Source organism: Saccharothrix lopnurensis, from assembly GCF_042658445.1.
GTDB lineage: Bacteria > Actinomycetota > Actinomycetes > Mycobacteriales > Pseudonocardiaceae > Actinosynnema > Actinosynnema lopnurensis.
This window is the reverse complement of the sequence record NZ_JBHSQO010000002.1, coordinates 172903-199423: the sequence shown is the minus strand read 5'-3', so window position 1 is coordinate 199423 and position 26521 is coordinate 172903. Positions and strand designations below refer to the sequence as shown.

Below are 26521 nucleotides of genomic sequence, written 5' to 3'. Positions count from 1 at the left end.
GATGCTGCCCAAGCTGCTGCCACGCCACTCCAACCTGCGCGAGACCGTCCGGTACTTGTTCGCCGTCGGCGGCCGCACGGTGCACACCGACCCGCACATCGTCGCCGCGTGGGACGACGACCTGCTGCACCCCGACGTCGCCCGCCCCAACGACCAGGGCGCGGACCGGGAGACCGTGCTGCGAGAGATCATCACGCAGCTCGACGCTCCGCGTCGTCTGCGGCACAAGACCGTGGCGGCAGGGCACGTGCTGCACGTGCCGATCTCCGCGCACCATGACGACGGGCAGCTAGGCGACCAGCGGTGGCGCGAGCTCGCGGAGGAGTTCGTACAGCGGCTGGGGTTAGAGCGGTGTCGGTGGATCGCCGTGCACCACGGCACCTCGAAGGTGGGCAACGACCACGTTCACGTGGTGGTGCAATTGGTGGACGAGGACGGCAAGGTCGCGCGGCTGTCGCACAGCAAGCGCAAGTCCCGCAAGTGGGCTCAGGAGGTCGAGCAACGACTGGGCCTGGTGCGCACCGGCGCGACCGGCACCGGCGCCCGTGAGCTGACCCGCGCCGAACACGAACGCGCCGACCGCACCGGTGTCGAGCCGCAACGGCGCACGCTGGAACGGCGGGTGCGGGCCGCGGCCGCCGGGTCGACCGGGCCCGGCGAGTTCGTGGACGTCCTCGCGAGAGCCGGGGTGCGGGTGACGCCGGTGACCGGCGGCAACGTCGGCGCGGAGCGGGTGACCGGCTACCGCGTCGCCCTGAACGAGGACCAGGTGCTCGACGGCGGCCCGGCCCTGCGGTTGGGCGGCGGGCAGCTGGCCCGTGACCTGACCCTGCCCGAGCTGGCCGACCAGTGGCGAACCACCCGCGGCGTCCTCGGCGACGACGCGGTGCCCGACCGGGCGGCAGCGGCCGTCGACGCCGCCGACCCCACGGCGTGGGCGCCGGGCTCGACCAGGCCGACACGGGGCGGGGACGCATGGTGGGCCAGGGCCAAGGTGCACGTGACCACGGCGGCCGGGCTGCTGGACCACCTCGACCTGGACGATCCGGCCCACCGGCACGTGGCGGTGGAGCAGGCCGCGCAGTTCGCTGCGGTGCTCGCGCTGCGCTGGCCCGCCGACCCTGCCGACGAACACCAGCGGCGGGTGGCCGACGCGGTGCGCCGCGCGGCCGACGATCTCGCCGCCGCGACCCGGTTGTGGCACCCCTCGCCGACGCGCCGACCGCCTCGAACCCGGCCGCTGCTGCCGGTCCTGGCCAAGATCGCGGTGCGACTGGCGCGCACCGGCGACGCCGAACTGGTCCTGGCCCTGCTGGTCCTGGCCGCGCTCGCGGTGCTGGTCATCGCCCTGGCCGACCGCATCACCGGGACCGGCGAACCACGGCCGCCACGCGGCGAACCCGGCGCGTACCTGCGCGCGGCCGCCGACCACCTGCGCCCGTACCAACGCCGCGGTACCACCGCCTCGGCCGGCGCGGCGGCTGTGTGGAAGGACCCGGCGGCGAAGGTGATCGACGACGTCGAACGGCGGCTCGCCGCATCGCGGGCCCGGCTCGCCGGACGTCCGGTGCGGGGTGTCGACCCGCGTCGTCGCGCCGGGCCGACCCGATGACCACCGCCGACGACACCTCGGCCCGATCGCCTTGGCCCACGACGTAACGGGCTCGGGACGTGCCGCACGACCACGGCGGCGGGCTCGCGGGGCCGGAGTTGCAGTGGTTGGTAACGGTTCCGGGAGATGCTGTTCTGTCGGTGCCCGCTGTCATACTCCCTCGCGTGAGCACTGAACCTTGGGATGGCTGGCGCTTGGTCGAGGTCAGTTCCGGCCGAACTGCTTACCGGGTTCGCGACAACCGAGTGGTCGACGTGAGTTCTGGTCAGACCGCGTACCGGATCCGCGACGATCGGATGGTCGACGTGAGTTCTGGTCAGACCGCCTACCGGATCCGCGATAATCGGGTGGTCAGCGTGAGTTCCGGCCAGACCGCCTACCGACTTCGAGACTGATCACGTCTACGTGGGGCCCGGCGGTCGAGGTCGGCACGCTCGCGGTTGAGCCAGGCGGCGGACGCCGTGTAGCCGCGACTCCGACCGGTGAGCTCGCAGACGCGATTCGCGGTCAGGTGATGCCGGTGCGCTCTTCAGCGCCTGCCGCACAGGTCCGGCCTGGACATCCAGTGCTGCGTGTCAACCCGATCGTCGTACTGACGGCCGTGCCCGCTGATCGCACATCCTTGCGGGTAACGCCGGTCAGGTGGCAGCTACGACGTACACCGGAGCAGAAGTGGGGCTCCGACGAGTCAGGTCATCCCGTTCCGTGATGTCGCGCTCGGGCATGTAAATGACGACGGCCCCCTGTTGGCGCAGGAGGCCGTCTGGGGAACCCTTGATGCCCAGGCTGAGCCACAGCGACAAACACCCAAGAGGTTCCGCCCCGCTACATTCGGGGCCGTCGGTTCGACGTTGTGTACGTTAACCGCACAGCGCACGTTCCGCGTACCACTTATGTGACCTGCGTCACTTTACCTGGTGGACGATTTTGGACGACAAGCCATCAGCCCTGTTCAGGACGGTTCCGGTGAGCAGGAACACGTGTTCGTCAGGGGTCGTCCGATAGTGTTGCCCGATCCGTAATCTCCCCTCTCTGCTTCGCAGGTTGGGGGAACGGCGTGGTCCGCGGGTGCTCATCGTCGCGTGCCGCACATCCTGGGAGTCGTAGTTGGCGCTGCTGCTCTCGGGATCGCACTACCGGAACTACCCCGTAGTCCCGGGCTGAGCCAACAACCGGACCGCCGTCGACCTCGGTGTCGGCGGCGATCCGGCCATACCCGAGAAGAGACTCCCTAATGCAGGACTTCTGTTCCCCCGCCGACGCTCGCGCGCCCCGCACCGGGTGCCGGACCACACGAACGGCTGTCGGCGGATCCGATGTGGCGCTCGTGCTGATCGCGGTGCTGTTCACCGGCTGGGCGTTGATCGGCGGGTTCGCGCCGATGACGGTGTTGCAGATGCTCGGCGGCGTGGTGATTGTGATCGCGGTCGCGATCCGGATCGATCCGGGTGCCATGGGAAGGCGGTCCTGGCGGGCCGTCGAGGCGCTGGTCGGCCGAGCATGAGGCCTTCGGCGCCAGCCGCGCACTCCAAGGGCGGGACTGACCTGCTGCACGCGTTCCACCAGCAGGTCGGCCGGGTCTTCTCCTTGAATCAGGCCATGCTACCGCCGGAACTCATGCGGGCATTCGACCAGCGCGTGCTGCTGCCGTGGCCGACATACGCGGCGCAGCTGTTCACCCTAGACAGCACCATCGACCAGCGTCGGCATGTGCGGGCTGGATGGGAAGTCGCCTGGCGGCATCTGCGCGACGTGGTCGGCCAACAGGAAGCGTCGCAGAGCGCGATGACGGACAGGGCAATCCGGCAGGCCAGCACGCCGTTGACCGCCCCGGCCGAGCGAGCAGGGAAGCGGTCGGGGCAGTCGGAGCCCCCGGCCACCTCGGCACCACGGTCGGACCCACCGGTGGGGGTGCGACCGCGCCGGGCGAGCACGCCCCGGAGCTCTCCCCTCACACTCGCCCCCGAGGAGGTGTGCGCGCGGACCGAGAACGAGTTCATCGAGCTGTTGCGCACAATCCAGGCACGGTCGGGCGCGAGCGTTCCAAGGTTGGCCGCCGAAGCGGGCGTCCCCCGCAGTCAGCTCTACTCGCTGCTGCGCCGCGGGAGGCTGCCGACCAAGCCGGAACAAGTCGAAGCCGTGATCAAGGCAGCCGGGCTGGCAGAGGAGCAGGTTGCGCAGGTGATGCACCTTTGGACCACCCTGAGGGCTTTGGGCTCGCCCGGGCCCGCCCGCGACTACGCAGTCCTGTACGAGGCCGACGAGAACCAGTCTGAGCGGCTTCATAGCCAGACCGAAATTGTCCGGATGATTTCCCTCGCGGCGGGTGCCGAGCCCGTTCCGTGGATCACGCACTCCGACGAGCAATTGGATCAGGAGCAGGTGCGCTGGCTGCTCCGATCGTCGGTCCGTGCCAGGGCCAAGGCTCTGGCCGACAACGCGGAACAGTTGCTCCCTGAGTCTCATACCTGGCTCTCAGCGTCGGCTGGGGCGTAGCACGAGCCGGACAACGTGATGCCTCGCGCCGTACTCACCGGCGCGAGGCATCACAAGTGGCGACGAGGTCGGCCACGTCGGCGATACTGGCGACCGCCGCAGGCAGGGCGGAAGTGTAGGAGCGCATGGCTCTGGGGAAGTCTTCCGGGCCGAGACCGGCCACTTCGTGATGCGCGGTGCCGGAGAAGCAGCGCCAGCGCCTCGGCGGTGGACACCCCGACATTGGCGGCGGAGTGTGTCGCGGAGCGCCGAGGTCAAGCCTGACTGTCCAGGCCGTCAGAACCGTCGGTCCTGGCTTGATCCCCTTCCAGCGAACCTATTCTCTTCGCAGGCACCAGAGACACCTTCGCGAACTCTAGGGAAGCGATCGAATTCTAACTCTTGCGGGTACGCGGACTTGTTGAGTCAATAGCTGGTGCAAATCTGCTCTGACGAGGTTCTGATCCTCTAGGGTCACAGTAAGCGCGTACGACTGGATGGTGTAGTCGGCGCTCCCTCTGGCCCAGGTTGCTGCGCGATGAGTGACTGCCACGTAGAATACTTCGTCGTCGTTAATGAACGAATTCGTTGCAGTCCATCTGCGAACTTGCAGTGTACTGCTCGTCACCGAATCGGGACCTGGAACTAGCTTCGGATGCCTTCGTCCGCGAATCAGTTCGAGTGCATTCGTAGAGGGCTGACGGCGCAGTGTTCGCTGAAGTTCATCTATCTCAATGTTGCGGTATAGGTCGACTTGCATCGATGCAGCAACGTACTCTCGACGCTGTCGCCGTACAGGTGGATCGAATGCCAATGTGACCGTTATCGTCCGCTGACTGCCACTGCCTCGCCTGAATACTTCTGGTATAGGGACGGGGTGGATCTGGACGGTGTCGATAGGCATTTCTCCGTCGTATGTCATCGTCGCTCGGCGGGCTTCGCTGTTTACTGCTCGGTATGAGCTGGGCTTGCCGTGGCCGTAGTAAGAATGAGCCTTATTCTCTTCGCGTACCCGGGTGGCCGATTGTGGCAGTTCCGCGCTTCCCGCGAGTAGTGCCCGGACAAGGTTTGCTGACGCATCCGGATAGGCATGTGCGATGTCGGCAGCTACTCTCGCTACAGCGGGTGCTGCATAACTGGTTCCATTGCACGCCTTGAATAGCTGGCCGGTCGTCGGGTTAATTGCCGTACTTACAATGCTGGCACCCATGTCGTTGAAAACAACGTGACCAGAATCGTTGACCGCAAGGTTGCCGCCATAGTGAATCAAATCCGGCTTGTTACGCCTCTTGGTGCTGGTCCCAATTCCTGGCCCGACTCGGCTGAAAGGTGAAATCTGGTCTATGCTGGCTATTGCTCGCCAGCCTAGTCGGTTCCCGATCTCGGCTACGCCTTCGCTCAATGCCAAAGATCCGACGGTGATTGCGAGTGCTGCTGGCGCAGGTTCGGCAAGACGATGTTCTGGTGTGTCTAGGTAGACGGGGTAGTCGTCGGCTGCATGATGGTCACTTGGAGTCAAAGCTGTGAAAGCTTGAGCGCCTACGTTGCCTGTCGGAACCACAACAACGATCTTTAGTTCGCGGATTAGATCGTCGATAGTCTCGGTAAGTGCTCCTAGGTGAATGTCCGAGTACGGCTCACTGTAGCCGATTGACAGGTTGAAAACTTTGACACCGTATGTGGTATGAAGATGTCGAATGCCTTGCTCGACAAGTTCATGCGGAAAGGCACTCGTGGCGAACCTCGGTGCGCCATTCGGGTCGCCTGGGTCGGGTTCCAGGATCCGTGCAACATGCACGGTGCCATGTGCCGTGATGGTCGTGCCGTCTCTCAGTTGTTCGTGGAGGTTGGGCAATAGGACACGCCCTACAACTTCGCTGCCGTGATCGCCAGGTTGCTGCCATGGATAATCATTAGGGCCGATCGGATCGACAGACTTGACCACGCCCTCTAGAAGTGGGTGTGTTATAGCGGGAGCATCGTCAAGGACGCCTACGGGGGCAGAATCAACTTGTTCTCTAGTGATCTCTGAAGCCGACAATGTACGCCAGTCGCGAAAGTCGAGAAAGGGCACCGGAGGGGTGCGAACCTGTTCGACCACACTTGTTTCCAGGAGATCTTCAAGTGTATTGACATCTACCAGTGCGCGAATTATGTTCCTGCGTGGACTGAGTGATCGGAGTTGTACCTGTCCATTGGTGCGATCCAAAATAGCGTCGATCATAGTGGCGCGACTTTCGGCTTGCGCACGGTTACGCGAAGGCCATATTGTGATGTCAACCAAAAAGCGACCCGGTGGAGGTGATTCGAGTCCTGGTCCGCGGCGATCTTCTGCGCCGTATGGCTCGATGTCATCGATAAGGTCGACTAGTGAATTCAGTGCGCCGTTGCTGGCATAGTCAGACAATGCGGTAGCGAGCCCAGTGGTGCCATCGTCACTCAGTACGAAGTAGGTGTAGTCTGCGGTCTCGCCCAAAACCTGTAGGTTTCGTCCTTCAAGCATGGACTCTTGCGGTCTACCAGCAGCTCGGATTTTGAAGACGAAGTTCGGGTCGACGCCAGCATCAAGGCGGCGAGGAGCGGCTACGACGCGCTGAAGTTCGGCTTGGAGATGAGCGCCGTGCTCAGCTCGGTTCCTTGATATAGGAGTGCCTCTGCCGCTGGCCGCACGTCGAGAGCTGACAAGATGAGGATCAGGCAGAAGCAGGTGGCTTGGCATCGAACGCTCCCTCCAACACGACTACCAGGGCCTTGAGGTCACAGCGGCCACGGCATCGGTCATATCGCTCGGCAGCACCTCAGTGTGACCACGTAGCAGGGCCATGCGGCGGGCATCGGCGGCGAGCTTCTCGGTAGCTGCGTGTGGGAGACCTTTGAGGGCGCTTGCGGTTTTATCGATGTCCACGCCACGGTGTGGTACTGACCTGAGACGAAGTCGTAGAAGTCGACGGACTTCATGTACCGTTGGAAGCCTGAAGTTGAGGACTTCGTCGAAACGTCGCCAGAGAGCAGAGTCGAGCAGGCCAGGGTGATTTGTGGCGGCAAGGATCAGGCTTGGCCCCTTGTATGTATCGATCATCTGCAAGAATGCAGTCACTACTCTTTTCATTTCGCCGTGTTCACTGCTGTCTTCGCGGGATCGGCCAAGTGAGTCAAACTCATCGAAGAGGACGACGAATTGAGCCTGGTTGGCGTAGTCTAGGACCCTTCGAAGATTGCTTGCTGTTTCACCGAGATACGACGATACAACTGCATCTAGCCGGACCAGTAGCAGTGGTCGACCCAATTCGGTTGCAATTGCTTCTGCGGCAGTAGTTTTGCCGCAACCGGCCGGGCCTTGGAGAAGCATTTTTTGCCTCCTCGGGATGCCTGCGGCATCCAGGTCCGGCCAGCGGCGAACTTCTTCGGTCAGTTCGCTAAGTGTGTTCGCTAGCTCGGGTGCAAGTACCAGATCCTCGATCAATCTGTCGGGTGCCCGTACCTCGGCCAGCGGCCATTCTCCCTCGCGGTCTTTCGGAGGTTCGGGAAGTATGACGGTACTGCTCGTGTCGACTGCACCGCCGACTGCCAACAGCTTCTGGAGGTCTCGTGCCAGGGCGTGATGTTGCTTGGCCTGCTCCTCCTCGATGATCTCGAGGGCCGCGCGGCGGAACGCAAGCTCGTCGCGGGTGTGAAACGCTCGGAACAGCGTCTTCAGGTGTCTGCCGGCCATGAGCATGATGCTAGGGCGTAGACGTCAGTTAGACCCAGCGTCTCATCGGCTCGTCACCAGCGAGGCCCTCGATAGATCAACACGGCTGGCTCCATTGCTGTGAACAGCCAGCACGTGGACTGTTGCAGGCATCACCCAACGTTGGCGCTGACCGAGGTATAGGTGGTGCGACTCATCGCTAGGAGAGCAAAGCCTGAGATGACCATGAGGCCGTCGAGGACGAGCGGGCCAACAGCCGCTGCTAGAGGGCCGTAGTGCCACGCCAGTAGGAGGTCTCGGAGGTGGCCGTAGGAGATGACGGCTGAGCCGAGGGCCACGGTGCCGGTGCCGCCGAAGCGGGCGAGGGTCCATTGCCAGCCCTTTGGCCAGTGGATGCGGGAGAGGACTTCTACGGAGAGCAGAAGGCCGATCGGCCAGACTGCGGCTCCGATCTGGGGTGCCAGTCCTGGTGACCAGCTGGCGGGGTGGTGTTCGGCTGGCAGCCAGGTGTGGAGGACATTGGCGGCGATCGACATAACCGAGCCGAAGACGAAGCCGGCCCAGGCCACCAGGCGGCCGTCCGTGGTTCGTGCTGGTGCGGTGGCTGGTGGGGGTAGCGTAGAGGTGTCGCCAGGGCTGGTGACCTCCGTCGCCAGCTCCGCCAGGGCCTTGCGGACCGCGTGATCGGTGGCGCCGGTGAGGCGTACCAGCGTGGGGCGGCCCGGTGGTGGTTCGCCTGCGGCTCGCGCCGTTTCGAGGGCCTGTCGGATCTGGGTGACGAGTTCCGGGGCGGACGCGGTCACTGGGCTGCCTCCCCGGCTCCGGTGGCTCGTGGGTGGCAGCGGGCGCAGAGGACCGATCGGGTTCGGTCTTCGTCCAGCCAGATGACGCGGGCGGAGATCGGGTCGGAGTCGCGGGCGTCGCATTCGCCGCAGGGCGGCCTGGGCGAGCGCGCCTCGGGCGCGGGCTCGCGTGAAGGACGGTTCTCTGGAGGGTTAAGGACGGTTCGGGGGCGAGTGCTGCCCCTTGTGAAGCCGTTCCTTGCCGGTCGTAGCCGCGTTATTTGCCCCTCGTGCTGGTCAACGGGCGGCAATGCTCGCAGGCCGTGGTGGTGGCTGTCCGCAGGCTCGGTGAAGGGGCGAAGGGTCAGGTCGTAGCCGTTCGGCCTGCGGTCTGCCCTCTTGATGTGCGCGGCGATCACGGCCGGATCCGAGGGGCGGATCAGGTTGATGGCCTGGAGGCTGCGTAGCGCCGAGCGGACGGTGCGCTCGGATAGGCGCGTGTAGTGGATCAGCTTCTCGATGCTGGGGAAGGCGTGCCGGCCGTTCGGGTCGGCGTGGTTCGCCAGGCCGATCAGCACGGCCGCCAGGCTGGCGGCGTCCCCGCGGTCGCGGGGGATCGGTGCGTCGTTGAGCGCCCAGCCGATCGCTTCGATGCTCACCAGGACACCTTCTCGGCGAGGAGGTGGAGGGCGGTCGCTTCGGCCTCCGTGAGGCCGAGGGTGCCGGTGGTGGTGCGGAGGCGCATCTGGCGGTCGACCCACTCGTGGAAGCCGATCTTGGCTTCGAGGCATGTCATCGCCATTGCGGCACCGATCTCGGGCCATGGGGGAGCGTTGCGTGTCCGCAACAGGTCGGCGACTGCGCACCAACGGCCGGAGACGGCTTCCTGGGCGATGCGGGTGCCGTAGGCCAGCTCGGCGAACAGATCGTCGGTGGTCGGAGTGTTGCCTTCGGCGTGGGTGGCCAGGACGGCGCGGAGCCGTGCCGACGACCAGCGCTCGACCAGGTCACACAGCGGCTGGTGGGGAATGTCGTCGGGCGTGCGGATAGGGGACTGGGTGGGTGTCGACATCGGTTGGCCTCCGTCGCACCCGTCTCACAGCCGTCTCACGGACTGCTTGGACGGGGCGGGATCGGAGGCCCTGACCTGGACTGCCTAACGGACGCTCACCAGCGCGAACGGACCAAGTGGACCGTACGGGCCGACCTTCTCGCCTCTACGGATCAGAAGGTTGCAGGTTCGAATCCTGCCGAGCGCGCAGTGTTCACCAGCGGGCTTGTCCGACAGGACAAGCCCGCTGAGTCGTCTCCGGGGTACCTGTGGTCGCACCACCTGGAAAGGCGGCCGCACCCGCTTCTCGTCCTCGCTCGACCGCCTGGACCACCGCCTCGCGCGTCAGGCGGCGCCGAGGTTCCCGTGTCGGTCGGGCCGAGGGCGAGGGTCTCACCGTCCCGGACACCGGTGGTCGAAGACGGTTCGGGGTTCTGCGGAGCCGCCCTGTGCTTCGGCGGTGCCTCGCGGCGCCAACGGGTGATCTTGTGGTGCGGTGTACCTGCTTCGTGGTTGCGTCGATGCGACAGGCGTGGTGTCATGGACGCAGGTTGCACATACAAGTGAACGCCTGATCGGTTGTAGCTGTAAGTGGCCTGCTGAGGGAGTGATGACGGTGTCGACGGTGGTGGCTACGGCTGATCGTGATGTCCTGTTGGCGGATGCGCGGGACCAGCGGCAGGCGCAAGCGCTGATGAGGCAGCTCCCCCCTGGTGGTGCGCGCTTCACCGCTGTGGCCGACGGGCAAGGTACTGAGGTTCCGGTGCCTGATGAACTGTCAGCGCTCATCGCTCAGGTCGTTCACGCTGTGGCCCGGGGTCATGCGGTCACGGTCAACGCGATGCCGGAAGAGCTGACGACCACTGCGGCCGCCAAGTTGCTGGGCGTGTCGCGTCCCACCTTGATGCGCAAGATCAACGCTGGTGAGATTCCCTCGCACAAGGTCGGCACGCACACCCGTTTGCGGACGGTTGACGTGCTGCGAGAGCGGGATGCGCGCCGGCAGCGCCAACTGGCCGCATTCAACGAACTGCGGGCGTTGGAAGACCACTGAAACCCATCCTGCCCGCTGTCGGCCCGGCCATTGATGAGCAGGGATGAGTCGACGGCTAATCTTTTGCGATGGCCTCGACGAGGGTGTTCGTGGACGCGAACGTGCTGTACTCCCGCACCCTGCGGGACTGGCTTGCGCTGTTGCAAATCCGGTCGACCGAAGAGATCTACACGGTCTACTGGACCGAAGACGTGCTCGCTGAGGCGATTTACCACCTCCGTCGGAGGCATCCGGACTGGCCCGGAGCGCGGATCACCTCCATGCGAGACCTGATCGCAAAGACCTTCGAGGGTGGCCGGGTCGACGACTTCACCATCGACGACTCGTTCTTCGGTGGTGATGGTGACGATCGGCACGTGCACGCTGCGGCTGTAGCTTGTCAGGCAGACCTCATCTTGACCAGCGACAACGGTTTTTTCACTGTAGGACACGATGCGGACGCAAAGCCCTATGAGGTCTACAAACCTGACGAATTCTTCATGTTGGTCGACGACAGCGCGCCACACCTCGTGCGACAGGTAACCCGCGAGCAGACTGTGCACTGGGTCCGCACAAGCGGTCGCGCCGACTTGGCGGGCAAGCTCGTGGACGCGGGCTGTCCTCGCTTCGCCGAGCGGGTACGGGCCCACCAGGGACAGTTGTCACTTCCCGGCGGCGCTGAAGATCGCGCCAGTGCGCTCAAGGCGTGAGTCATGCGCGGCTGTGGAGTACAGGCGACCGGGAGCCCGCTCACCGTGTGGTGCGTCATACGCCGTGAAGCCCTGGGACCAGGGAACCCGACTGCCGGCCGCTGACGGTCGTGTGGTCGGCTGCGGTCCCCGCAGCGGTGGTCGGGTATCCGCGTGACACGGGTAGCGGCTCTCCGGGACGGGTTCGTGGGAAGTCGGGAACCGGCCGTCCCGCCGGCCTCGGCTTGAGGCTGCTCGACCTCCGCCGCCGGTGAAGCGGACCGCCGAGCGGTCGCGAGGCAACGTCGGGGGTGGTCCGCGACGTACAACCGGTGATCAACCCTGATCACCGGGAGGACACATGGGGATCGTCAAACCGACCGCCGTCGTGGCGCTGGTGGCCGCGGCGGTGGTGGTGGGCAGCACCACGACGGCGACGGCTCAGGCCGAGGTCGGCACGTGGGGCGCGCTCTACACCGTCACGACCTGGCACGAAGTGAACATCCGGACCTGTCCTTCGTCAGCTTGCGGGAAGGTGGGTTCGCTGGTGGCGGGCCAGCGCAGGAAGGTCGAGTGCTGGGTGCACGGCGAGCCGGTGACGGACGCTGGCATCACCAACGACGTCTGGCTCCAGGTCGACGACGCCGACGAGGACAGCGGCGACCTGTGGTCCAGCGCCGTCTACTTCGTCGGGGACGAGTACGCCGGCCTGCCCGTCGGGGCCCGGTGCGCCGACTCACCGGAGGCCGCCGGGCGCTGAGCCGGGGACCGGGGAGCGGGGGACCGGGGAGCGGGGACCGCCGGCGGAGCACCGGCGCCCCGGTAGCGGCGAAATCCCCTGCGACGGCCGGCGTCAGTCGGCCAGCACGTCCCACGGCTGGCCGTCGCGGGTGGGGGTCAGGGCCACGACGGTCCGGCCGTGGACGGTCACCGACAGGTCGCCGGCCGCGAAGCGGTCGTCCGCGCCGTCTTCCACGTCGTCGCCGAGCCCGCCGGCCGCACCACCGCCGGCCGCCGCGCGCGGCCACCTGCGGGCCACCTCCGCCGCCTCGGCGGGCGGCAGCGGTTCGTCCAGGACGGCCAGCAGCACCGAGCCGCGGGCGCCGGTGACCGGGTCCACCGGCGCCCACCGGCCGCGCGCGGTCCGCCCGGCCAGGGTCACCGGCGCCGGCGGGGCGGTGTCGAACAGCTGCTCCTCGACCGCCCCCAGCGCGCCCGTGCCGACCTCGAACAGGCTCAACGGCGACAGCTGGTCCGGCCGCGGCCGGGGGAACAGCTCCTGCTGCGCCGGCGCCGGGTCCACCTCGCGCAGCGCCACCTGCTCCGCCCGCGGCAGGCGCAGCGCCGCGGCCGGGTCCGGGACGCCGATGGCGCCGCTCAGCCACTCGACCCCGTCCGCCGGGGCGAAGAAGTCGACCACCACGCCGTCGCCGTCAAGGTAGGCCCACGTCATGACCAGCGGGTGGCGGTGCACGTGCGCCCACGGCAGCAGCCGGTCCAGGCGCTCGCGCGGCAGCCTCGTCGACCCCGGCGGCTTGCCGGACCGACCCCGGGCCTCGCCCGCGAGCAGCAGGCCCGGCGCCTGGAACAGCAGGTCCGGCCGCACGCCCCGCTTGGCCGACGACGCGGCGAGCGTCATCGGCAGCGCGCTGAAGTCGGCCGGGTCGCCGTCGTTCCACTCGTAGGCCGCCTGGACCGCGGCGGTGAGCATGCCCAGGCCGAACGACTCGCTGACGAACCGCCGGACGTGCGGCGAACTCGCCCGGAACCCGTCCTGGCGCAGCGTCACGGGCCGACCGGGCCGCACGCCCAGGTAGTTCGCCAGCAGCCGGAGCTCGTCGAGCCGCGTGTCGAACCTGACCCGCGCCGAACCGGCCGGGGCCACGGCGTTGACGTGGACGACCTCGGCCACGTTCACCGGCAGCCTCTTGCGCCCGCTGAGCGGGTGGACCTCCTCGACGCGCGGGTAGTCGTCCGCGCCGGTCCGGGTCGTCCAGCGGAACTGGCGAACGGTCACCCAACTCATCCCGCGCAGTCTAGGGGTCGCCCGTCGGGTCGAAGTTCCTCGTCGCCCGGGTGTCCCGGGGCCACGCCGTCGTGACGCCCTGACCCCGGACCCGCCCCTCACCAGGCCGACGGCGGTGGCGGCGGCACCACCTGCGGCCGGTCGTCGCAGGTGATCGTGTTCGGCAGCAGCCAGGGCGCGAGCCAGTCGCCGTTGCCGCCGAGGTCGGTCAGCGAGAACTCCGAGCCCGACGCGGGGAAGCCGAACGAGCCGCAGTTGTTCACCGGCACCGCGCCCGTGTTGCGGGCGGTCACGCCCTCGAACGTCGCCCAGCCGGCGGCGCGGGCGCTGACCACCGACGTGCCCGTGCCGTCGACCCTGGTGTCCGCGAAGTGCACGTTCGTGATCGAGTGCAGGTCCTTCACCGACCACTCGCTGACCAGCATGATCGCGTTGTAGGTGTTGTCCAGGAAGTGGTTGCCGACCACGCGGACCTCCGCGTCGAGGTCCCGCTCCAGGGCGTAGAACCAGATGGCGCCCAGGCCGATCCGCCAGTTCAGCTCGAAGGTGCCCGCCCGCACCGTGGTGTTGCCGGTGATCCGCACGTGGCCGGTGAACGGCAGCGCGCCGAACCGGGACCCGAGCTGGATGCCGCTGCCCTCGCGCACCGGGTCGGCGATGAGGTTCCCCTCGACCGCGTTGTCCGTGCCGCCGTACAGCGCGACCCCGTTGGCGAGCACGGGCGACTGCACGGTGTTCCGCTCGAACCGGTTGCGCGCGTTCTGCGCGTGCTGCGACCACATGGCCAGGCCGTCGTCCCCGGTGTTGCGCACGAAGTTGCCGCGCACCACCGAGTCGGTCACCCCGCTGTGGAAGTTCAGCGCGTCGGCGACCTGGTCGACGATCACGTTGTTCGTGACCGAGAGACCCGACATCGGCCCGTCCAGCCACAGCCCCACCTTGGTGCGGTGGATGTACAGGCCGTCCACGGAGGAGTCGGACAGGGCGCCGCCGATGCCGTTGACCTGGTCGGTGTCGACGCGCTCGCGCACGTCGCCCTCGATGGCGAACCCGCGCAGGTGCACGTTGCGGCTGCCGCCCTCGGCGGCCGGCTTGCCGTAGAAGCCGACCCCGGTGTGGACGGAGCCGTCGGGCAGCGGCGCGGGCAGGGTGACCTGGCGCCCCTTGACGATCGTGTGCCAGCTGCCCGCGCCCTGGATGGTCACGTCGTCGACGACGACGTGCCGGTTGACCTGGAAGGTGCCCGGCGGGACGTAGACCTCCAGCCGGTGCCGCCGGGCGAAGGCGATGGCGCGGTCGAACGCGTCCGCCGAGTCGCGCCGCCCGGTCGGGTCCGCGCCGAACAGCAGCACGTTGGCCGCGATCAGCGACACCCGCGGCGGGGTCACCAGCTCCGAGTCGAGCAGGTCGATCACGGTCCACGCGGCGTCGGTGCCCCTCGGCGCGGTGAGCCGGACGACGTCGCCCGCCCGGTGCGCCCGGTCGAGCAGCAGCCGCTGCTCGTCGTAGAAGTGGTGCGGCCGGAACGGCTTCGGGACGACCGGCGCGGGCGAGGTCTGCGCCGGCACGCACTGGCACTCCGTGATCCACCAGTCGGGGTGCAGCAGGTCGGCGCCCGGGTCGTTGGTGAACGGGTACTGGTTGTAGAGCCAGGAGTACTGCGAGGTGAGCGTCATGGTCCGGCGGTGGCGGCCGTTGACGGTCACCTCCAGCGGCGCGGTGATGCCGCCGCCGGTCTCCGCGTCCGGGATGCTGTAGCGGACCGTGATCGCGTTGGCCGCGGCGGGCAGGGTGAACTCGACGTGCTGGCCGGGCAGCAGCCGCACGGCCCGCCGGCCGGACGCCTCGGACGGCAGCGTGTAGGCGGTCCGGTCGGGGCCGATGACGGCGCCGGTCGTGCGCGCGTGCTCCGCCTCCTGCTCCAGGAACGGCACGTCGGCCCCGCGACCGGCGACGAGCGCCGGGTCCAGCGCGGCTCGGGTGACGACGGGCGCGGGCGCGGCTCCGGCGATCGGCGCCGGGGCCACGCCGAGGCAGGTGGCGGCCGCGACGACCGCGACCCACCTCGCTCGGGCGATCCGCATCATCGGGCGACCTCGTTCCTGTCGGCGGGCGGGCGAGCCGACCTTAGGCGCGCTGTGGCCCCCGTCACAAGGTTCTGCCAAGTTTTTTCGTGCTCTTGTCGACTATTTGCGGGAGAGGGCGCCTCTCAGGTCCCGGCCACCTCCGCCAGCACCCCGTCGCTGAACGGCGGCCACGCCTCGACCGCCCACTGGCTGAAGTTCCGGTCGGTCAGGACCACGCACGCCACCCCGGGGTCCGGGTCGACCCACAGGAACGTCCCCTTCTGCCCGAAGTGCCCGAACGTGCGCGGCGAGCACGACGCCCCCGTCCAGTGCGGCGACTTGTCCGCCTTGACCTCGAACCCCAGGCCCCAGTCGTTGTGCTCCTGCGACCCGAAGCCGGGCAGCACCCCGCGCAGCCCCGGGAACACCACCGAGGTCGCCTCCGCCACCAGCTCGGCCGACACCAGCTTCGGCGCCTGAACCTCGGCCGCGAACCGCACCAGGTCCGACACCGTCGATGTGGCGGCGGCGGCCGCCGAGCCGTCCAGGGAGGACGAGGTCATGCCCAGCGGCTCGAACACCGCCTGGCGCAGGTACTCCGCGAACGGAATTCCCGTCGCCTCCTCCACCGCGCCCGCCAGCACCTCGAACCCGGTGTTGGAGTAGATCCGGCTCCGGCCTGGCGCGGCCAGCACGTCGTCGGAGTCGAACGCCAGCCCGGACGCGTGCGCGACCAGGTGCCTGATCGTCGCGGGCCCGGCGGGCCGGTCCCACTCGACCGCGCCCTCCTCCACCGCCACCAGCACCGCGTACGCGGCCAGCGGCTTGGTCACCGACGCCAGGGGGAACCGGTGGTCGACCGGGCCGTGCGTGCCGAGCACCTCCCCGTCCGCGCGCACCACCGCCGCCGCCGCGGTGCTCACCGGCCAGGACGACACCACCCGCAAGCTCTCCATGCCGCAGACTCTGCCACGTGTCACCCCGCGAGCTCGTCGTCCTGGGCACCGCCGGCCAGGTGCCGACGCGCACCCGCAACCACTAACGGCTACCTGCTGCGCTGGGACACCGAGGGCTTCCTGTTCGACCCGGGCGAGGGGGCGCAGCGCCAGGTGCTGCCGGCGGGTGTCGCGGCGAGCGGCATCGGCGGCCCCGCGGTCCGCGCCCTCGAACCGCCGCTGCTGGACGAGGTCGGCGTTCCGCGCCGAGGCGGCCGAGGTGTTCGACGGCGAGCTGGTGGTGGCCGCCGACCTGGACCGGGTGGTCATGCCGAAACGCAGGTGAGCAGGAGGGTCGGCGCGACCCGGTGCTCGACGGCGAACTCCCAGAACTCCACCTTCACGTCACCGAGCAGCCACAGCGCGCCGGTGGCGATCCCCACCGCGGCGGCGAGGCCGAGCAGCAGGCTCAGCAGGGCGGTCCGGTTCGTGGCGAGCCGGTGCAGCAGCGCGGGCCAGGTGTCGGGGTCGGGCGTGGTCATCGCTTCCTCCTGTCGGGACGTGCTCCTCCCTCCAGCCCAGCGGACCGCACACGGCCGGGACCAGCATTTTCCGAGGAAATTCGCGCGCAATTCGAGGGGGGCTCGAGAATTGCCCGGAAATTTCTTCGACCGGCTGGAAATTTCTCGGAAATTTCGCCCCCGGTTCTGCCCAAACCGCACTGCTGCGGCTACCACGTGGTAACTGACCTGGGGATACGTGGTTGCCCGAAGGGGCATGCCCTTCGCTAGGATCTGCGCTCATTCCTTGATCCCACTCTTCTCGCGGGAGCGTCCGGTGGCTGTTTTTCGGGAGATATGGCTGCGTCACGGGCTGGGCATCCGGAACGAGAAGCTGCTCGCCATCCGGGGTTCCGACCTCGGTGACCTGCTGCACGTCGGTCCGGACGACGACGCGCTGGACGTGCTGGTGAAGGTGCGGTGGCAGGTGGAGGACGCGGTCACCCGGGTCGGGCTCTCGCGGCGTGACCGCAAGCTGCTCCTCTACGCGTTCAACGCGCCGCGTGACGCCGAGCTGAACCGGTGCCGCACCCAGGGTGAGCGCCTGGCGGTGCTGGCCGCGCGCGAGCCGACCGACCACGGCAAGGGCACGACGGACAAGCTGGTCGTCGAGCAGGCGGCCCTCGTGGTCGCCCACTGGCGGGTGGGCCGGGCGCCGGTGCCGCCGAGCGGGGAGCTGGCCCGGCTCCGCCGCGCCGAGGGCGAGGACCGGCTCCCCGACCCGCTGGAGCGCCTGGTGATCCGGTTCAACCAGCCCGACCGCGCCGAGATCGAGGACCTGCTGCCCCGGCGCACGCTGCACTTCCCGGTCGAGGGCCGCAGGCTCGCCACCGTGCGGACGGCCGAGGGCGCCGAGTTCCTGTGCGTGTTCACCCACCCCGCGCTGCTGGACGAGTTCCGCGAGCGGACCGGCGCGGTCCACGGGGGCGTGCGCTCGGCGGAGGGGCGCGGCCTGATCCGCAGGCTGACGCGGGTGGGCGGCGTCGGGCTGGCGTTCAACCCGGTGGTCGGCGACACCGCGACGACGTACTGGACGGCCGGTCAGGTGGCCGCGGCGTGGGGTGCGGGGGAGGGCTGAGGTGGCGGGCGGTGGTTTCTCCGTCGACCTGGACGAGCTGGCCGACCTGGTCCGGAAGTTCCTCGCGGTGGGCGACGCCGTGCGCGGTGACGTGGTGTGGCGGTTCGGGGTGGGCACCGACCAGCTCGCCCCGGACGACCCGCTGCGCCCGGCGGTGGCGTCCTACCAGGACAGCCTGCGGCGCGCGATGGAGCGGTTGTGCGGCGGCACCGACCGGGCCGCCGCCGCGCTGGCGGCCGCGGCCGCGGCCTACCGCACCGCGGACGCGGACTTCGCCGCCCGCCTGACCGCGCTCGCCGTCGAGGTGGGTGAGCGCCGTGGACCTGCCGCGGGTCCCTGAGCCCGAGCACGCCGACGACGACCCCCTCCCGCGCGCGGTCCGCGAGTTCGACGAGCCCGCGCCGGGCAACGCGGGGTGGGTCCGCGTCCTGGCCGAGACGGCGGCCGCGCAGCGCGAGCCGTTCCTGGAGGGCGAGCAGCGCGTCCGCGCCATCGCGCCGACGCACTGGGAGGGTGCCGCCGGGAAGGGCTTCCTCGCCGAGCGCGACCGGGTGCTGGGCGAGTGGCGTGCCGCGGTCGACACCCACGACGAGGTCGTACGCCTGCTCGACGGCCACAACACCTTCGTCCACGAGCTGCGGCACCTGTGGGAGGCGGACCGCGGCAACCCCGCCGCGCGGCAGCACGCGCTGGACGTCCACCGCGAGGCGACCGAGCGCCTCGCGGAGGAGCTGCACCGCCGCGCGGCCGAACTGGACGCCGTCGCCGCGCGGGCGGAGGACCAGGAGCCACCGGAGACGCCGGACGCCGAGCCGGAGCCGGACACCGAGCCCGAGCCCGAACCCGACCCCGAGCCCGAGCCGGGCGCCGACCCCGAACCGGAGCCCGACCCGAACCCCGATCCGGATCCCGATCCGGCTCCGCACCCGGACCCGGAGCCCGAGCAGCCCGAGCCGGCGGAGACCGCGTCCCCGGCGGAGCCGACCCCCGCCATGCTGGTCAACGCCCACCTGGACGCCCAGGTGCTGAACGGCGAGTGGCGGGCCTGGATACCCTGGGACGACGAGCCGGACGCCTGACCGGTCACGTCCCCGCCGACACCTCGACGGCCCACTGGTCGCGCACCACGTCGTCGAGGTCCGAGTGCCGCGGCGCCCAGCCCAGGGCGCGCAGCCGGCCGGTGTCCGCGCGCAGCTCGCGCGCCTCGCCGGGGTGCGCGGGCCGCCGCACCACGGGCACCTCCCGCCCGGTCACCCGCGCCACCGAGGCCAGCACGTCGGCCACGGACGCGGGCGTCGAGCCCACGTTGAGAACCTCGTACCCCGTCACCGGCCGCTCGACCGCCGCCACGAACGCCCGCGCCACGTCCCGCACGTGCACGAAGTCCCGCACCGCCGACCCGTCGCCGAACACCTCCACCGCGGGCAGCCGCCCGGCCACCGCGCCGCAGGCCCGGGTGACGATCCGGGTGTCGTCCCGGTCCCCGCCGCCGGCCACGTTGAACAGCCGCAGCGCCACCGCCGACACCAGCCCCGCCCGAGCGGCCCACTCGACCACGTCCTCCGCGGCGGCCTTCGAGGCCGCGTACGGGTTGACCGGCGCCCGCGGCCGGTCCTCGGCGACCGGGCCGGAGGGCGGCGCGCCGTACACCCCGGCGGTGGAGGCCAGCACGAAGCGCGGCGGCGCGGACCGCAGCAGGTTCACCGTGCCGCCCACGTTCACGTCGTAGTACCGCACCGGGTCCTCGAACGACTCGCGCACGCGCCCGAGGCCCGCCAGGTGCACCACCGCGTCCACGTCCCGGACCGCCCCGCACGTCCGCACATCACCCACCAGGGGGACGGCGGTGTGACCGGCGGTCGCCAGTTCGGCGACGACCACCCGACCGATGTACCCCGAGGCCCCGCTGACCAGCACGCGCATGGTCGACATCCCAGCACGGCCCGGCCGGGCGGCGAGCGGGCGATCCGGAAAAAATTGACCCTAAAGGTGGAGACCAACGGGACCGATACAACCCGAGTGAGTTACCCGCACCCAGTCATGCGCACGAGCATCGAGGTCGTGCTCGCGGAGCACGCCGTGCACGAGGCCAAGCGGCAGCGCTTCCTGGAGACGGCGGCGGCGATCGTGGCCGCCGCGCCGCCGTCGGTCGACGACACGCTGCTGGGCCTGACCCTGCCCTTCCCCGGTCCCCGGGGCGCCAGGGCCTTCCTCAGCCGGGTTGACCAGGTGCTCCGCGAGGCCGCCCGATGATCTCGCGCGCTCACCGCTGAGCCACCGCCGAGCCCGCGGCTGAGCCCACCGCCGAGCCCGTCGGCAACTTTCATCCGGTCGTTGCCCGACCGTGCTGGGCCACGTCCATCGCCTGCCTCTACAGTGCGTGGCACCCGGCGCTCGCCGGTTGTCTCGTCTGCTTCTCATAAAGCGAGTTCTCGGCGATGGATCACGTCTTCCGCGCGCTTCAAGCGCGCCTGTGCACCCTTTTCGGCGACCGGCTGGTCGTGCTCGCGGGCGGCACCCGGTTGAGCAGTCGCGTGAGCGAGCTCCACCAGTCGGGGGCCCGTCGCACGCTCGTGCTCTCGACGGACGACCACGCTCCGCTGCACGACTCGGAGATCGCCCGCTGGGTGCCTCTGGGCATCGGCGGCGGCTTCGTCGCCACCGAGCAGAACCGGCTCACCAGGCTGCTGACCTCGCCCAACCGGGCGGTCCGCGAGGTGCTGGCCGACTTCGACCCGCACGGCGAGGCGCTGGTGATCAGCACCCCGTACGCGCAAGTCCCGGAGTTCGCGGGCCGGCCCGTGCTCAACGCCCGCCGCCCCGAGTGGGTGGAGCTGGAGAACAAGACCACCATCGACGCGCTGTGGGACGAGCTGTCCGCGCCGCGCGCGCCGGCGGTCGTGCTGGGCATGGACTTCGACGCGCTGTGGGACGCGAGCCTGCGGCTCGACCGGGGCGCGGGCGCGGTGTGGTCCGGCGACGGCCCGGCGATCAACGGCGGCGCGAACTTCGTGCGCCGGGTCCGCGACCGGGCCGAGGCGCGCGAGGCGTTCGACGTGCTCGCGCCCAAGTGCGAGTTCATCCGGGTGATGCCGTTCCTGGAGGGCATCCCGGTGAGCGTGCACGGGATCGTGTTCCCGGACGGCACGGCGGTGCTGCGGCCGATCGAGATGGTCGTGCCGCGCCGCGCGGGCCAGGCCCGGTTCCTGTACGCGGGCTGCGCCTCGCACTACGACCCGCCCACCCGCATCCGCGAGCAGATGCGCAACCTGGCCCGCCGGGTCGGGGAGCGGCTGCGCGAGACCGTCGACTACCGGGGCACCTTCACCCTGGACGGCATCGCCACCGCCGACGGCTTCCTGCCCACCGAGATCAACACCCGCTACGGCGGCGCGATGGTGTGCTTCGAGGACGCCCTGCCGCAGCTGCCGCTGGCGCTCGTGCAGGTCGCCCTGGTCGCCGGGCACGACCTGGGCGTGTCGTCGATCGAGTTCGAGGAGCTGCTGGTCTCGGCGGCGGACAGCTACCGGCACGGGTCGGTCGGGGCGAACGTGCGCACGGTTCACCCGACCGAGATGGTGGAACGCCCGGTCGTGTTCACCGAGTGGTCGTGCCGGTGGGCCCACCCGGAGGAGGCGCCGCACGCCGTGCTGCGGCTGCGCCCGTCACCGCTGGGCGCCCGGCTGGAGCTGGAGCTCGTGGCCGACCAGCTGCCCCACGGCCGGCCCGTGGTGGCGCTGACCGTGGCCGCGTTCGCGCTGGCCGACCAGGACTGGGGCACGTCGCTGGGCCCCCTGGAACCGGCCGTCCCGGTCGACGACGACGAGCTGCTCGCCCCCGTGGTGGAGCCGGCCGCCGTCACGGCGTGAAGCACTCCTGGTCGCCGTACGCGGCCAGGTAGGCGTACCGGTAGCCCATCAGCTGGAGGGTCACCTCGGGCGGCTGGTTGACCGGGTACCGCTTGCCCCGGTACGCGCGCAGCAGCTCGGGGTGGCCCTGCGCGGTGGTGCGCAGCAGCAGGGGCGTGGTCGGCGCGCCGCCCACCAGGTGGCGCGCCACCCGGGCGGCCTGCGCCAGCAGCCGGGGCGAGTGGTCGTCGGCGGCGATGGCCTCGGCCACGTCCGAGACGTGCGGCGGCACCACCTCGGGCACCGCGATGGCCAGCGCCATCGAGCACGCCACCTCGGCGCCGGCCAGCGTCTCGAACACCTTCGGCGCGCCCTTGGCGACGTCGTACCGGGTCTGGGTGATCCAGTCCGGCGGCTGCCGGGGCAGCTCGCGGCCGAGCGCGTTCCACCGGCGCCGGGTGCGCCTGCCGTCGTCGGTGAAACCCGCGCCCGCCAACGCCATCGCGGCCAGCAGGAAAATCATCCGATCGCGTGTGTCGGCGGGCACCCGGTAGCTCGCCCCCAGCTCCACCAGGAACGGCACCGCCCGCGCGCTGGCCTCCGACACGGTGTCGTCGTCCAGCAGCCGGCCGGCCAGCTCGACGCAGGCGGCCTCGCGCACCGCGCGGTCGTGGTGCGCGGCGTCCCGCAGCAGGTCGTCCACACCCGTCCCGCGGGAGAGGACCGACCAGGGCACGTCCTCCAAGCCGCGCAACGGGTCGGGCCTCTGCCATGCAGGTGGGAGCTCCATGCCGCGCAAGCTACGCGATTCGGCGAACCGGTACCGGTGGGATCACTCGTCAGCGGAACGGCCGGCCGGCCGTACGATCGCGCCGTGCGCGGACCCCACTTCAAGGTCGTCGACCTGTTCTCCGGTGCCGGTGGCATGAGCCTGGGCTTCCAAGCGCACCGGGACTTCACCGTCGTCGGCGCGGCCGACGCCCAGATCGGCAAGCCGTCCTCCCGGCTGGGGTCCCTGCGCTGCAACGGCATCTACCGGGACAACATCGGCGTCGACCCGCTCCAGGTGGACCTGGGCCGGCTCGACCCGGCGGTGCTGCGGCAGGTGTGGGGTCTGGAGCGGGGCGAGCTGGACGTGCTGGTGGCGTGCCCGCCGTGCTCCGGGTTCACCCGGATCTCGCCCAACAACCACCTGCGCGACGACCCGCGCAACTCGCTGGTGGGCCGGGTCGCCGCCTACGTGGCGGAGTTCCGGCCCCGGGTGATGGTGCTGGAGAACGCGCGCGAGCTGGTCAAGGGCAAGCAGCGGCACCACCTCGACGGGTTGGCCGACCAGCTGCTGGAGCTGGGCTACGAGGTGGACGCCTCGACGCACGTGTTCTCCCGCTTCGGCCTGCCGCAGCTGCGCGAGCGGGCCATGGTGGTGGCGGTCGACTCGGGCGTGCCGCTGCGCACGCTGGACGACGTGTGGGCCGGCTGGGAGGTCAAGCCGGGCGCGACGACCGTGCGGCGGGCGATCGGCCGGCTGCCGCTCGTCGAGGCGGGCGAGGCCCACGGGGAGGACGCGATGCACGTGTCGCCGTCGTTCCGGCGGGACCGGTCGCTGGAGCGGATGCGGGCCATCCCGGCCGACGGCGGGTCGTGGGGCGACCTGGTGGGGTCGGCGTCGGAGCTGCTGCTGAACCCGGCGCAGCGCAAGATCATCCAAGAGGGCAAGTGGGGCTCGCACCCCGACGTGTACGGGCGGATGTGGTGGGACGAGCCCGCGCGGACCATCAAGCGGGAGTGCGGCCACGTCGGCAACGGGCGGTACGCGCACCCCGAGCAGCACCGGCTGTGCACGGTGCGGGAGATGGCGCTGCTCCAGGGTTTCCCGCGCCGGTTCCGGTTCGACGTGTCGGTGATCGGCAACGCCTACCGGCACCTGGGCGACGCGGTGCCGCCGCTGATCTCGTTCCAGCTGGCGGCGCTGGTGCGGTGGGTGCTGACCGGCCAGGCGCCCACGGCGAAGGACCTGTGCCTGCCCGGCACCTCGTTGCGGGTGGGGGACATCCGGCCGGTCGCACCGTCCGCTTTGGTCGCTTAGGTAACCGTTCCACAACGGTGTGGTCTCGAAGCGGAGATCCAGGGTAATACGTGTCTTTTGTGGACCAAGCCGCTGAACTGCGGAAACCGAGTTGTCCACAGGGGTCCGCCCGCCGGTTCGCCTTGGCCCGAAACGGACTTCCGCGGGCGGTTCTCGACGCGGCGTCGATCCGCTGGATCATCCACAGTGGACTGAAGCGCCGTGTTTCCGCTGATCAAGACCAAGTGCGAGGTGTCCTCGGGCTTGCCGGATCGGGTGACGCCGGATCGGATAGGGTTCGCCCGATCCTGTCGATCCGGTGTCGAACCCACGCAGGCGTTCCACCGTCCTCGGCAGACCGCCGCCTTGCACCACACCACGGGCTACTTTTCGCGAGCCTCAAGGAGACACATGGCATCCCGGTCGACTGTGAAGCGCCTCGGCGCCGCGATCCTCGGCGCCGGCCTCGTCCTGCTGCCGGTGCTGCCGGCCGCCGCCGCCGAGAAGCCGAAGGTCGAGCGCTTCGACGAGGCCCTCGACCACGAGGGCGAGAGGGGCATGGGCATCTGGCTGGAGGACGGCTCCGGCAAGCTGCTCGACGGCGACAAGTGGAAGGACGGCGTCCAGGCCCACCACGCCGGCCTGCTCGGCCTGAAGATCACCACGGGGGACGGCGCCCAGACCGCCAAGGCGTACTGCGTCGAGCTGCCGACCTCGCTGGACCACGGCAAGGAGCTCGAAGAGGTCGACTGGGACAAGCACCCCAACCCCGGCACCAAGTTCAAGGACAACGCCGGCCGGATCAACTGGATCCTCCAGAACAGCTACCCGGCGCTGTCCGTGGCCGAGGCCGGTGAGCTCTACGGCATCGGCGGCACCAAGAAGAGCGCCGTGGTCGTCGCCGCCCAGGCCGCGATCTGGCACTTCAGCGACGGCGCCGTGCTGCGCGAGCAGGACTCGACCGTCGAGGACGAGAACCTCCCCGGCGGCCACGTCGACGAGCAGGTCTACCGGGCGTACAAGTACCTGATCGACAACGCGCAGGATCTCGACGAGCCGAAGCCGACGCTGGGGATCGACCCGGTCGAGCTGTCCGGCCAGGCCGGCAAGAAGATCGGCCCGTTCACCGTCTCCACCACGGCCACCGAGTTCGCGCTGACCGCCGACCTGCCGGCCGGTGTCACCCTCGTGGACAAGGACGGCAAGGCCCTCCAGCTCGCGCAGGCGAACGCGCGCAGCGCCGCCCCGCAGCAGCGGATCAGCGAGTTCTGGGTCCAGGTCGACCGGGACACCGCGCCCGGCGAGGTCGAGTTCACCGCCTCCGCCAGCGCCGAGCTGCGCACCGGTCGCCTGTTCGTGTCGGCCAAGCGGGGCCAGCAGGTCCAGTCGCTGGTCATCGCCTCCTCCGAGGCGTCGAACGTGACCGCCAAGGCGAAGGCCAAGTGGACCGAGGCCGCGGTCGAGACCACGACGACCACCCCGTCCCAGACCTCCTCCACCACGCCGACGAGCACCACCACCGCGGCCCCGACGACGACCACCACCGCGGTCGTGGCCTCGGGCGGCGACACCGACGACCTGGCCAACACCGGCGCGTCGATCTTCGTGCCGCTCCTGGTGGGCCTCGGCCTGCTGGGCGCCGGCGCGGCCGCCCTGCTGGTCGTGCGCCGCAAGCGCACCGCGTGACACCCGGTCGCTGAGCGAAGGCCCCCTCGGGAATGCCGAGGGGGCCTTCGCCGTTTGCGCCTGGGGGTGACCGGGCGGTTCGGGTAGCCTGCCCGGGGGAGTGCGAAGGAGCACCATGAACTTCGATGAGATCAAGGACAAGGCGTCCGGGCTGCTGGAGCAGAACCACGAGAAGGTGGACGCCGGCATCGACCGGGCCGCCGGGTTCGTCGCCGGCCGGTTCGGGCACGAGGACCAGGTCAGGTCGGTGGCCGAACTGGCCAAGGACATCCTCCCGGGTGGACGGTGAGCACGGCCGAGCAGGCGCCGCCGGCGGGTGAGACCCGCTCCCCGGCCGCGCAGATGGTGACCTGGCAGGGCTACGACGTGCCCAGGTTGGAGCAGGTGCGGTTGCTGCTGCCGGAGTGCAAGATGCGCGCGTCCGGCCGACTGGTGACGGCGGGTCCCGCCGAGCAGTTCAGCGGCTCGTACGAGGTGTCGGTCGGTGAGACCGGCGCGGTCAAGAGGGTCCTGCTGCGCACCGCGACGCTGTCGGAGGAGCGGCACGTGTCGATCACCCGCTCGTCCGAGGGCGCGTGGCTGGTCGACCACGGCCAGGGTGCGGAACGGGCCGACTTCGAGGGTGCGCAGGACGTGGACGTGCAGTTCGCGGTCCTGTTCAACTCCATCCCGGTGCGCCGGCTCAACCTGCACCTGGAGGAGGGCGACCACGAGGTCCCGATGGTCTACGTGACCCTGCCGGACCTGTCCGTGCAGCTGGTGCGCCAGCGCTACCGCACGGTCTCGCTGGGCGCTGAGCGCTCGGTGGTCTCCTTCACGCACGGGGAGTTCCAGCAGGACATCACGGTCGACCGGACCGGCCTGGTGGTCGACTACCCGCGCATCGCCTACCGCATCTGACGGCGCCGGAAGGCGTCCGCAGGA

At 69.7% G+C, this 26521-nt stretch carries 28 protein-coding genes and 1 pseudogene; 18 read left to right on the top strand and 11 right to left on the bottom strand.

Going from position 1 to position 26521, the window contains the following annotated elements; translation table 11 throughout:
• The first annotated feature begins 1 nt into the window (after position 1).
• The 4 genes from ACFP3R_RS03000 to ACFP3R_RS02985 all read left to right on the top strand — a co-directional run bounded on the left by ACFP3R_RS03000 (position 2) and on the right by ACFP3R_RS02985 (position 4108).
• Positions 2–1612, top strand: coding sequence for a relaxase/mobilization nuclease domain-containing protein (locus tag ACFP3R_RS03000; RefSeq protein ID WP_380632463.1), 1611 nt, complete (start codon positions 2–4; stop codon positions 1610–1612).
• 164 nt (positions 1613–1776) lie between these two features.
• A complete protein-coding gene (locus ACFP3R_RS02995; protein ID WP_380632460.1) occupies positions 1777–2007 on the top strand; it encodes a hypothetical protein in 231 nt (76 codons plus the stop codon).
• Between the two features lie 923 nt (positions 2008–2930).
• Positions 2931–3116: a hypothetical protein gene (locus tag ACFP3R_RS02990; protein ID WP_380632457.1), complete on the top strand. Its 186-nt coding sequence runs from the start codon at positions 2931–2933 to the stop codon at positions 3114–3116.
• The gene (locus tag ACFP3R_RS02985) at positions 3113–4108 is read left to right on the top strand and encodes a helix-turn-helix domain-containing protein (protein ID WP_380632454.1); all 996 of its coding nucleotides are present in this window, start codon (positions 3113–3115) and stop codon (positions 4106–4108) included. Before ACFP3R_RS02990 ends, ACFP3R_RS02985 begins: the two co-directional genes overlap by 4 nt.
• Before the next feature lie 355 nt (positions 4109–4463).
• Here ACFP3R_RS02985 and ACFP3R_RS02980 read toward each other — a convergent pair whose 3' ends face one another.
• The 5 genes from ACFP3R_RS02980 to ACFP3R_RS02960 form a co-directional block, all read right to left on the bottom strand.
• Positions 4464–6806: a S8 family serine peptidase gene (locus ACFP3R_RS02980; protein ID WP_380632448.1), complete on the bottom strand. Its 2343-nt coding sequence runs from the start codon at positions 6804–6806 to the stop codon at positions 4464–4466.
• 21 nt (positions 6807–6827) lie between these two features.
• Positions 6828–7799, bottom strand: coding sequence for an AAA family ATPase (locus ACFP3R_RS02975; protein WP_380632445.1), 972 nt, complete (start codon positions 7797–7799; stop codon positions 6828–6830).
• Between the two features lie 131 nt (positions 7800–7930).
• Entirely contained in the window at positions 7931–8581 is a 651-nt protein-coding gene (locus ACFP3R_RS02970; protein WP_380632442.1) for a DUF2637 domain-containing protein, read from the bottom strand.
• The gene (locus tag ACFP3R_RS02965) at positions 8578–9219 is read right to left on the bottom strand and encodes a helix-turn-helix domain-containing protein (protein WP_380632440.1); all 642 of its coding nucleotides are present in this window, start codon (positions 9217–9219) and stop codon (positions 8578–8580) included. Before ACFP3R_RS02965 ends, ACFP3R_RS02970 begins: the two co-directional genes overlap by 4 nt.
• A complete protein-coding gene (locus tag ACFP3R_RS02960; protein WP_380632438.1) occupies positions 9216–9632 on the bottom strand; it encodes a hypothetical protein in 417 nt (138 codons plus the stop codon). Before ACFP3R_RS02960 ends, ACFP3R_RS02965 begins: the two co-directional genes overlap by 4 nt.
• Positions 9633–10227: 595 nt before the next feature.
• On the opposite strand from ACFP3R_RS02960, the gene ACFP3R_RS02955 reads away from it, so the two are divergent.
• The 3 genes from ACFP3R_RS02955 (at position 10228) to ACFP3R_RS02945 (ending at position 12093) form a co-directional block, all read left to right on the top strand.
• Entirely contained in the window at positions 10228–10665 is a 438-nt protein-coding gene (locus tag ACFP3R_RS02955; protein ID WP_380632435.1) for a helix-turn-helix domain-containing protein, read from the top strand.
• Between the two features lie 89 nt (positions 10666–10754).
• Positions 10755–11354, top strand: coding sequence for a PIN domain-containing protein (locus ACFP3R_RS02950; RefSeq protein ID WP_380632432.1), 600 nt, complete (start codon positions 10755–10757; stop codon positions 11352–11354).
• A 340-nt stretch (positions 11355–11694) separates the two neighbouring features.
• The gene (locus ACFP3R_RS02945; protein ID WP_380632429.1) at positions 11695–12093 is read left to right on the top strand and encodes a hypothetical protein; all 399 of its coding nucleotides are present in this window, start codon (positions 11695–11697) and stop codon (positions 12091–12093) included.
• 93 nt (positions 12094–12186) lie between these two features.
• Here the strand turns inward: ACFP3R_RS02945 and ACFP3R_RS02940 are convergent, their stop codons facing one another.
• From ACFP3R_RS02940 to ACFP3R_RS02930, 3 genes are all read right to left on the bottom strand, one after another.
• A complete protein-coding gene (locus ACFP3R_RS02940; RefSeq protein ID WP_380632426.1) occupies positions 12187–13359 on the bottom strand; it encodes a hypothetical protein in 1173 nt (390 codons plus the stop codon).
• A gap of 98 nt (positions 13360–13457) precedes the next feature.
• On the bottom strand, positions 13458–15446 hold the full coding sequence (locus ACFP3R_RS02935) for a glycosyl hydrolase family 28-related protein (RefSeq protein WP_380632423.1): 1989 nt from the start codon (positions 15444–15446) through the stop codon (positions 13458–13460).
• Positions 15447–15568: 122 nt separating this feature from the next.
• Positions 15569–16381 carry a serine hydrolase domain-containing protein gene (locus ACFP3R_RS02930; protein ID WP_380632420.1) on the bottom strand — a complete coding sequence of 271 codons (813 nt, stop codon included), beginning with the start codon at positions 16379–16381 and terminating at the stop codon, positions 15569–15571.
• Between the two features lie 17 nt (positions 16382–16398).
• Here ACFP3R_RS02930 and ACFP3R_RS02925 point away from each other — a divergent pair.
• Together ACFP3R_RS02925 and ACFP3R_RS02920 are read left to right on the top strand one after the other, a co-directional pair.
• Positions 16399–16567 (top strand): annotated as a pseudogene (locus tag ACFP3R_RS02925) (ribonuclease Z); the annotation flags it as partial.
• Complete coding sequence (locus tag ACFP3R_RS02920) at positions 16548–16706, top strand: hypothetical protein (protein ID WP_380632856.1); 159 nt, start codon at positions 16548–16550, stop codon at positions 16704–16706. The pseudogene ACFP3R_RS02925 and the gene ACFP3R_RS02920, both read left to right, overlap by 20 nt.
• Here the strand turns inward: ACFP3R_RS02920 and ACFP3R_RS02915 are convergent.
• Complete coding sequence (locus tag ACFP3R_RS02915) at positions 16687–16902, bottom strand: hypothetical protein (RefSeq protein WP_380632854.1); 216 nt, start codon at positions 16900–16902, stop codon at positions 16687–16689. The genes ACFP3R_RS02920 and ACFP3R_RS02915 overlap by 20 nt on opposite strands.
• Positions 16903–17197: 295 nt before the next feature.
• Here ACFP3R_RS02915 and ACFP3R_RS02910 point away from each other — a divergent pair, with 295 nt between their 5' ends.
• From ACFP3R_RS02910 to ACFP3R_RS02900, 3 genes are read left to right on the top strand one after another with little or no spacing between them, the layout of a single operon-like run.
• Complete coding sequence (locus ACFP3R_RS02910; protein ID WP_380632418.1) at positions 17198–17998, top strand: hypothetical protein; 801 nt, start codon at positions 17198–17200, stop codon at positions 17996–17998.
• A gap of 1 nt (position 17999) precedes the next feature.
• On the top strand, positions 18000–18338 hold the full coding sequence (locus ACFP3R_RS02905) for a hypothetical protein (RefSeq protein ID WP_380632415.1): 339 nt from the start codon (positions 18000–18002) through the stop codon (positions 18336–18338).
• A complete protein-coding gene (locus ACFP3R_RS02900) occupies positions 18316–19077 on the top strand; it encodes a hypothetical protein (RefSeq protein ID WP_380632414.1) in 762 nt (253 codons plus the stop codon). The genes ACFP3R_RS02905 and ACFP3R_RS02900 overlap by 23 nt, the downstream gene beginning before the upstream one ends.
• A gap of 4 nt (positions 19078–19081) precedes the next feature.
• On the opposite strand, the gene ACFP3R_RS02895 is transcribed toward ACFP3R_RS02900, so the two are convergent.
• Positions 19082–19930, bottom strand: a complete 849-nt coding sequence (locus tag ACFP3R_RS02895) for an NAD-dependent epimerase/dehydratase family protein (RefSeq protein ID WP_380632410.1) — start codon at positions 19928–19930, stop codon at positions 19082–19084.
• A 108-nt stretch (positions 19931–20038) separates the two neighbouring features.
• Between ACFP3R_RS02895 and ACFP3R_RS02890 the strand changes: the two genes are divergently transcribed.
• Positions 20039–20251 (top strand): hypothetical protein, encoded by a 213-nt coding sequence (locus tag ACFP3R_RS02890; RefSeq protein WP_380632407.1) that lies wholly within the window; start codon positions 20039–20041, stop codon positions 20249–20251.
• Between the two features lie 185 nt (positions 20252–20436).
• Positions 20437–21867 carry a hypothetical protein gene (locus ACFP3R_RS02885; protein WP_380632405.1) on the top strand — a complete coding sequence of 477 codons (1431 nt, stop codon included), beginning with the start codon at positions 20437–20439 and terminating at the stop codon, positions 21865–21867.
• On the opposite strand, the gene ACFP3R_RS02880 is transcribed toward ACFP3R_RS02885, so the two are convergent.
• Positions 21857–22636 carry a hypothetical protein gene (locus tag ACFP3R_RS02880; RefSeq protein WP_380632403.1) on the bottom strand — a complete coding sequence of 260 codons (780 nt, stop codon included), beginning with the start codon at positions 22634–22636 and terminating at the stop codon, positions 21857–21859. The genes ACFP3R_RS02885 and ACFP3R_RS02880 overlap by 11 nt on opposite strands.
• An 84-nt stretch (positions 22637–22720) precedes the next feature.
• Here ACFP3R_RS02880 and ACFP3R_RS02875 point away from each other — a divergent pair, with 84 nt between their 5' ends.
• The 4 genes from ACFP3R_RS02875 (at position 22721) to ACFP3R_RS02860 (ending at position 26497) form a co-directional block, all read left to right on the top strand.
• Positions 22721–23932, top strand: a complete 1212-nt coding sequence (locus ACFP3R_RS02875; protein WP_380632401.1) for a DNA cytosine methyltransferase — start codon at positions 22721–22723, stop codon at positions 23930–23932.
• Positions 23933–24322: 390 nt separating this feature from the next.
• Entirely contained in the window at positions 24323–25597 is a 1275-nt protein-coding gene (locus tag ACFP3R_RS02870) for a thioester domain-containing protein (RefSeq protein ID WP_380632398.1), read from the top strand.
• A gap of 115 nt (positions 25598–25712) precedes the next feature.
• On the top strand, positions 25713–25886 hold the full coding sequence (locus ACFP3R_RS02865) for an antitoxin (RefSeq protein ID WP_380632396.1): 174 nt from the start codon (positions 25713–25715) through the stop codon (positions 25884–25886).
• A complete protein-coding gene (locus ACFP3R_RS02860; protein ID WP_380632394.1) occupies positions 25883–26497 on the top strand; it encodes a putative glycolipid-binding domain-containing protein in 615 nt (204 codons plus the stop codon). Before ACFP3R_RS02865 ends, ACFP3R_RS02860 begins: the two co-directional genes overlap by 4 nt.
• The last annotated feature ends 24 nt before the right edge of the window (positions 26498–26521 follow it).

Excerpts from the sequence above, each read along its gene's own strand:
- ACFP3R_RS02880 (WP_380632403.1), bottom strand. The coding sequence starts at position 22,636 with ATGGAGCTCCCACCTGCATGGCAGAGGCCCGACCCGTTGCGCGGCTTG.
- ACFP3R_RS02890 (WP_380632407.1), top strand. The coding sequence starts at position 20,039 with ATGCGCACGAGCATCGAGGTCGTGCTCGCGGAGCACGCCGTGCACGAG.
- ACFP3R_RS02865 (WP_380632396.1), top strand. The coding sequence starts at position 25,713 with ATGAACTTCGATGAGATCAAGGACAAGGCGTCCGGGCTGCTGGAGCAG.
- ACFP3R_RS02930 (WP_380632420.1), bottom strand. The coding sequence starts at position 16,381 with ATGGAGAGCTTGCGGGTGGTGTCGTCCTGGCCGGTGAGCACCGCGGCG.
- ACFP3R_RS02980 (WP_380632448.1), bottom strand. The coding sequence starts at position 6,806 with ATGCCAAGCCACCTGCTTCTGCCTGATCCTCATCTTGTCAGCTCTCGA.
- ACFP3R_RS02985 (WP_380632454.1), top strand. The coding sequence starts at position 3,113 with ATGAGGCCTTCGGCGCCAGCCGCGCACTCCAAGGGCGGGACTGACCTG.
- ACFP3R_RS02935 (WP_380632423.1), bottom strand. The coding sequence starts at position 15,446 with ATGATGCGGATCGCCCGAGCGAGGTGGGTCGCGGTCGTCGCGGCCGCC.
- ACFP3R_RS03000 (WP_380632463.1), top strand. The coding sequence starts at position 2 with ATGCTGCCCAAGCTGCTGCCACGCCACTCCAACCTGCGCGAGACCGTC.
- ACFP3R_RS02945 (WP_380632429.1), top strand. The coding sequence starts at position 11,695 with ATGGGGATCGTCAAACCGACCGCCGTCGTGGCGCTGGTGGCCGCGGCG.
- ACFP3R_RS02885 (WP_380632405.1), top strand. The coding sequence starts at position 20,437 with ATGGATCACGTCTTCCGCGCGCTTCAAGCGCGCCTGTGCACCCTTTTC.
- ACFP3R_RS02975 (WP_380632445.1), bottom strand. The coding sequence starts at position 7,799 with ATGGCCGGCAGACACCTGAAGACGCTGTTCCGAGCGTTTCACACCCGC.
- ACFP3R_RS02915 (WP_380632854.1), bottom strand. The coding sequence starts at position 16,902 with ATGACCACGCCCGACCCCGACACCTGGCCCGCGCTGCTGCACCGGCTC.
- ACFP3R_RS02870 (WP_380632398.1), top strand. The coding sequence starts at position 24,323 with ATGGCATCCCGGTCGACTGTGAAGCGCCTCGGCGCCGCGATCCTCGGC.
- ACFP3R_RS02895 (WP_380632410.1), bottom strand. The coding sequence starts at position 19,930 with ATGTCGACCATGCGCGTGCTGGTCAGCGGGGCCTCGGGGTACATCGGT.
- ACFP3R_RS02940 (WP_380632426.1), bottom strand. The coding sequence starts at position 13,359 with ATGAGTTGGGTGACCGTTCGCCAGTTCCGCTGGACGACCCGGACCGGC.
- ACFP3R_RS02960 (WP_380632438.1), bottom strand. The coding sequence starts at position 9,632 with ATGTCGACACCCACCCAGTCCCCTATCCGCACGCCCGACGACATTCCC.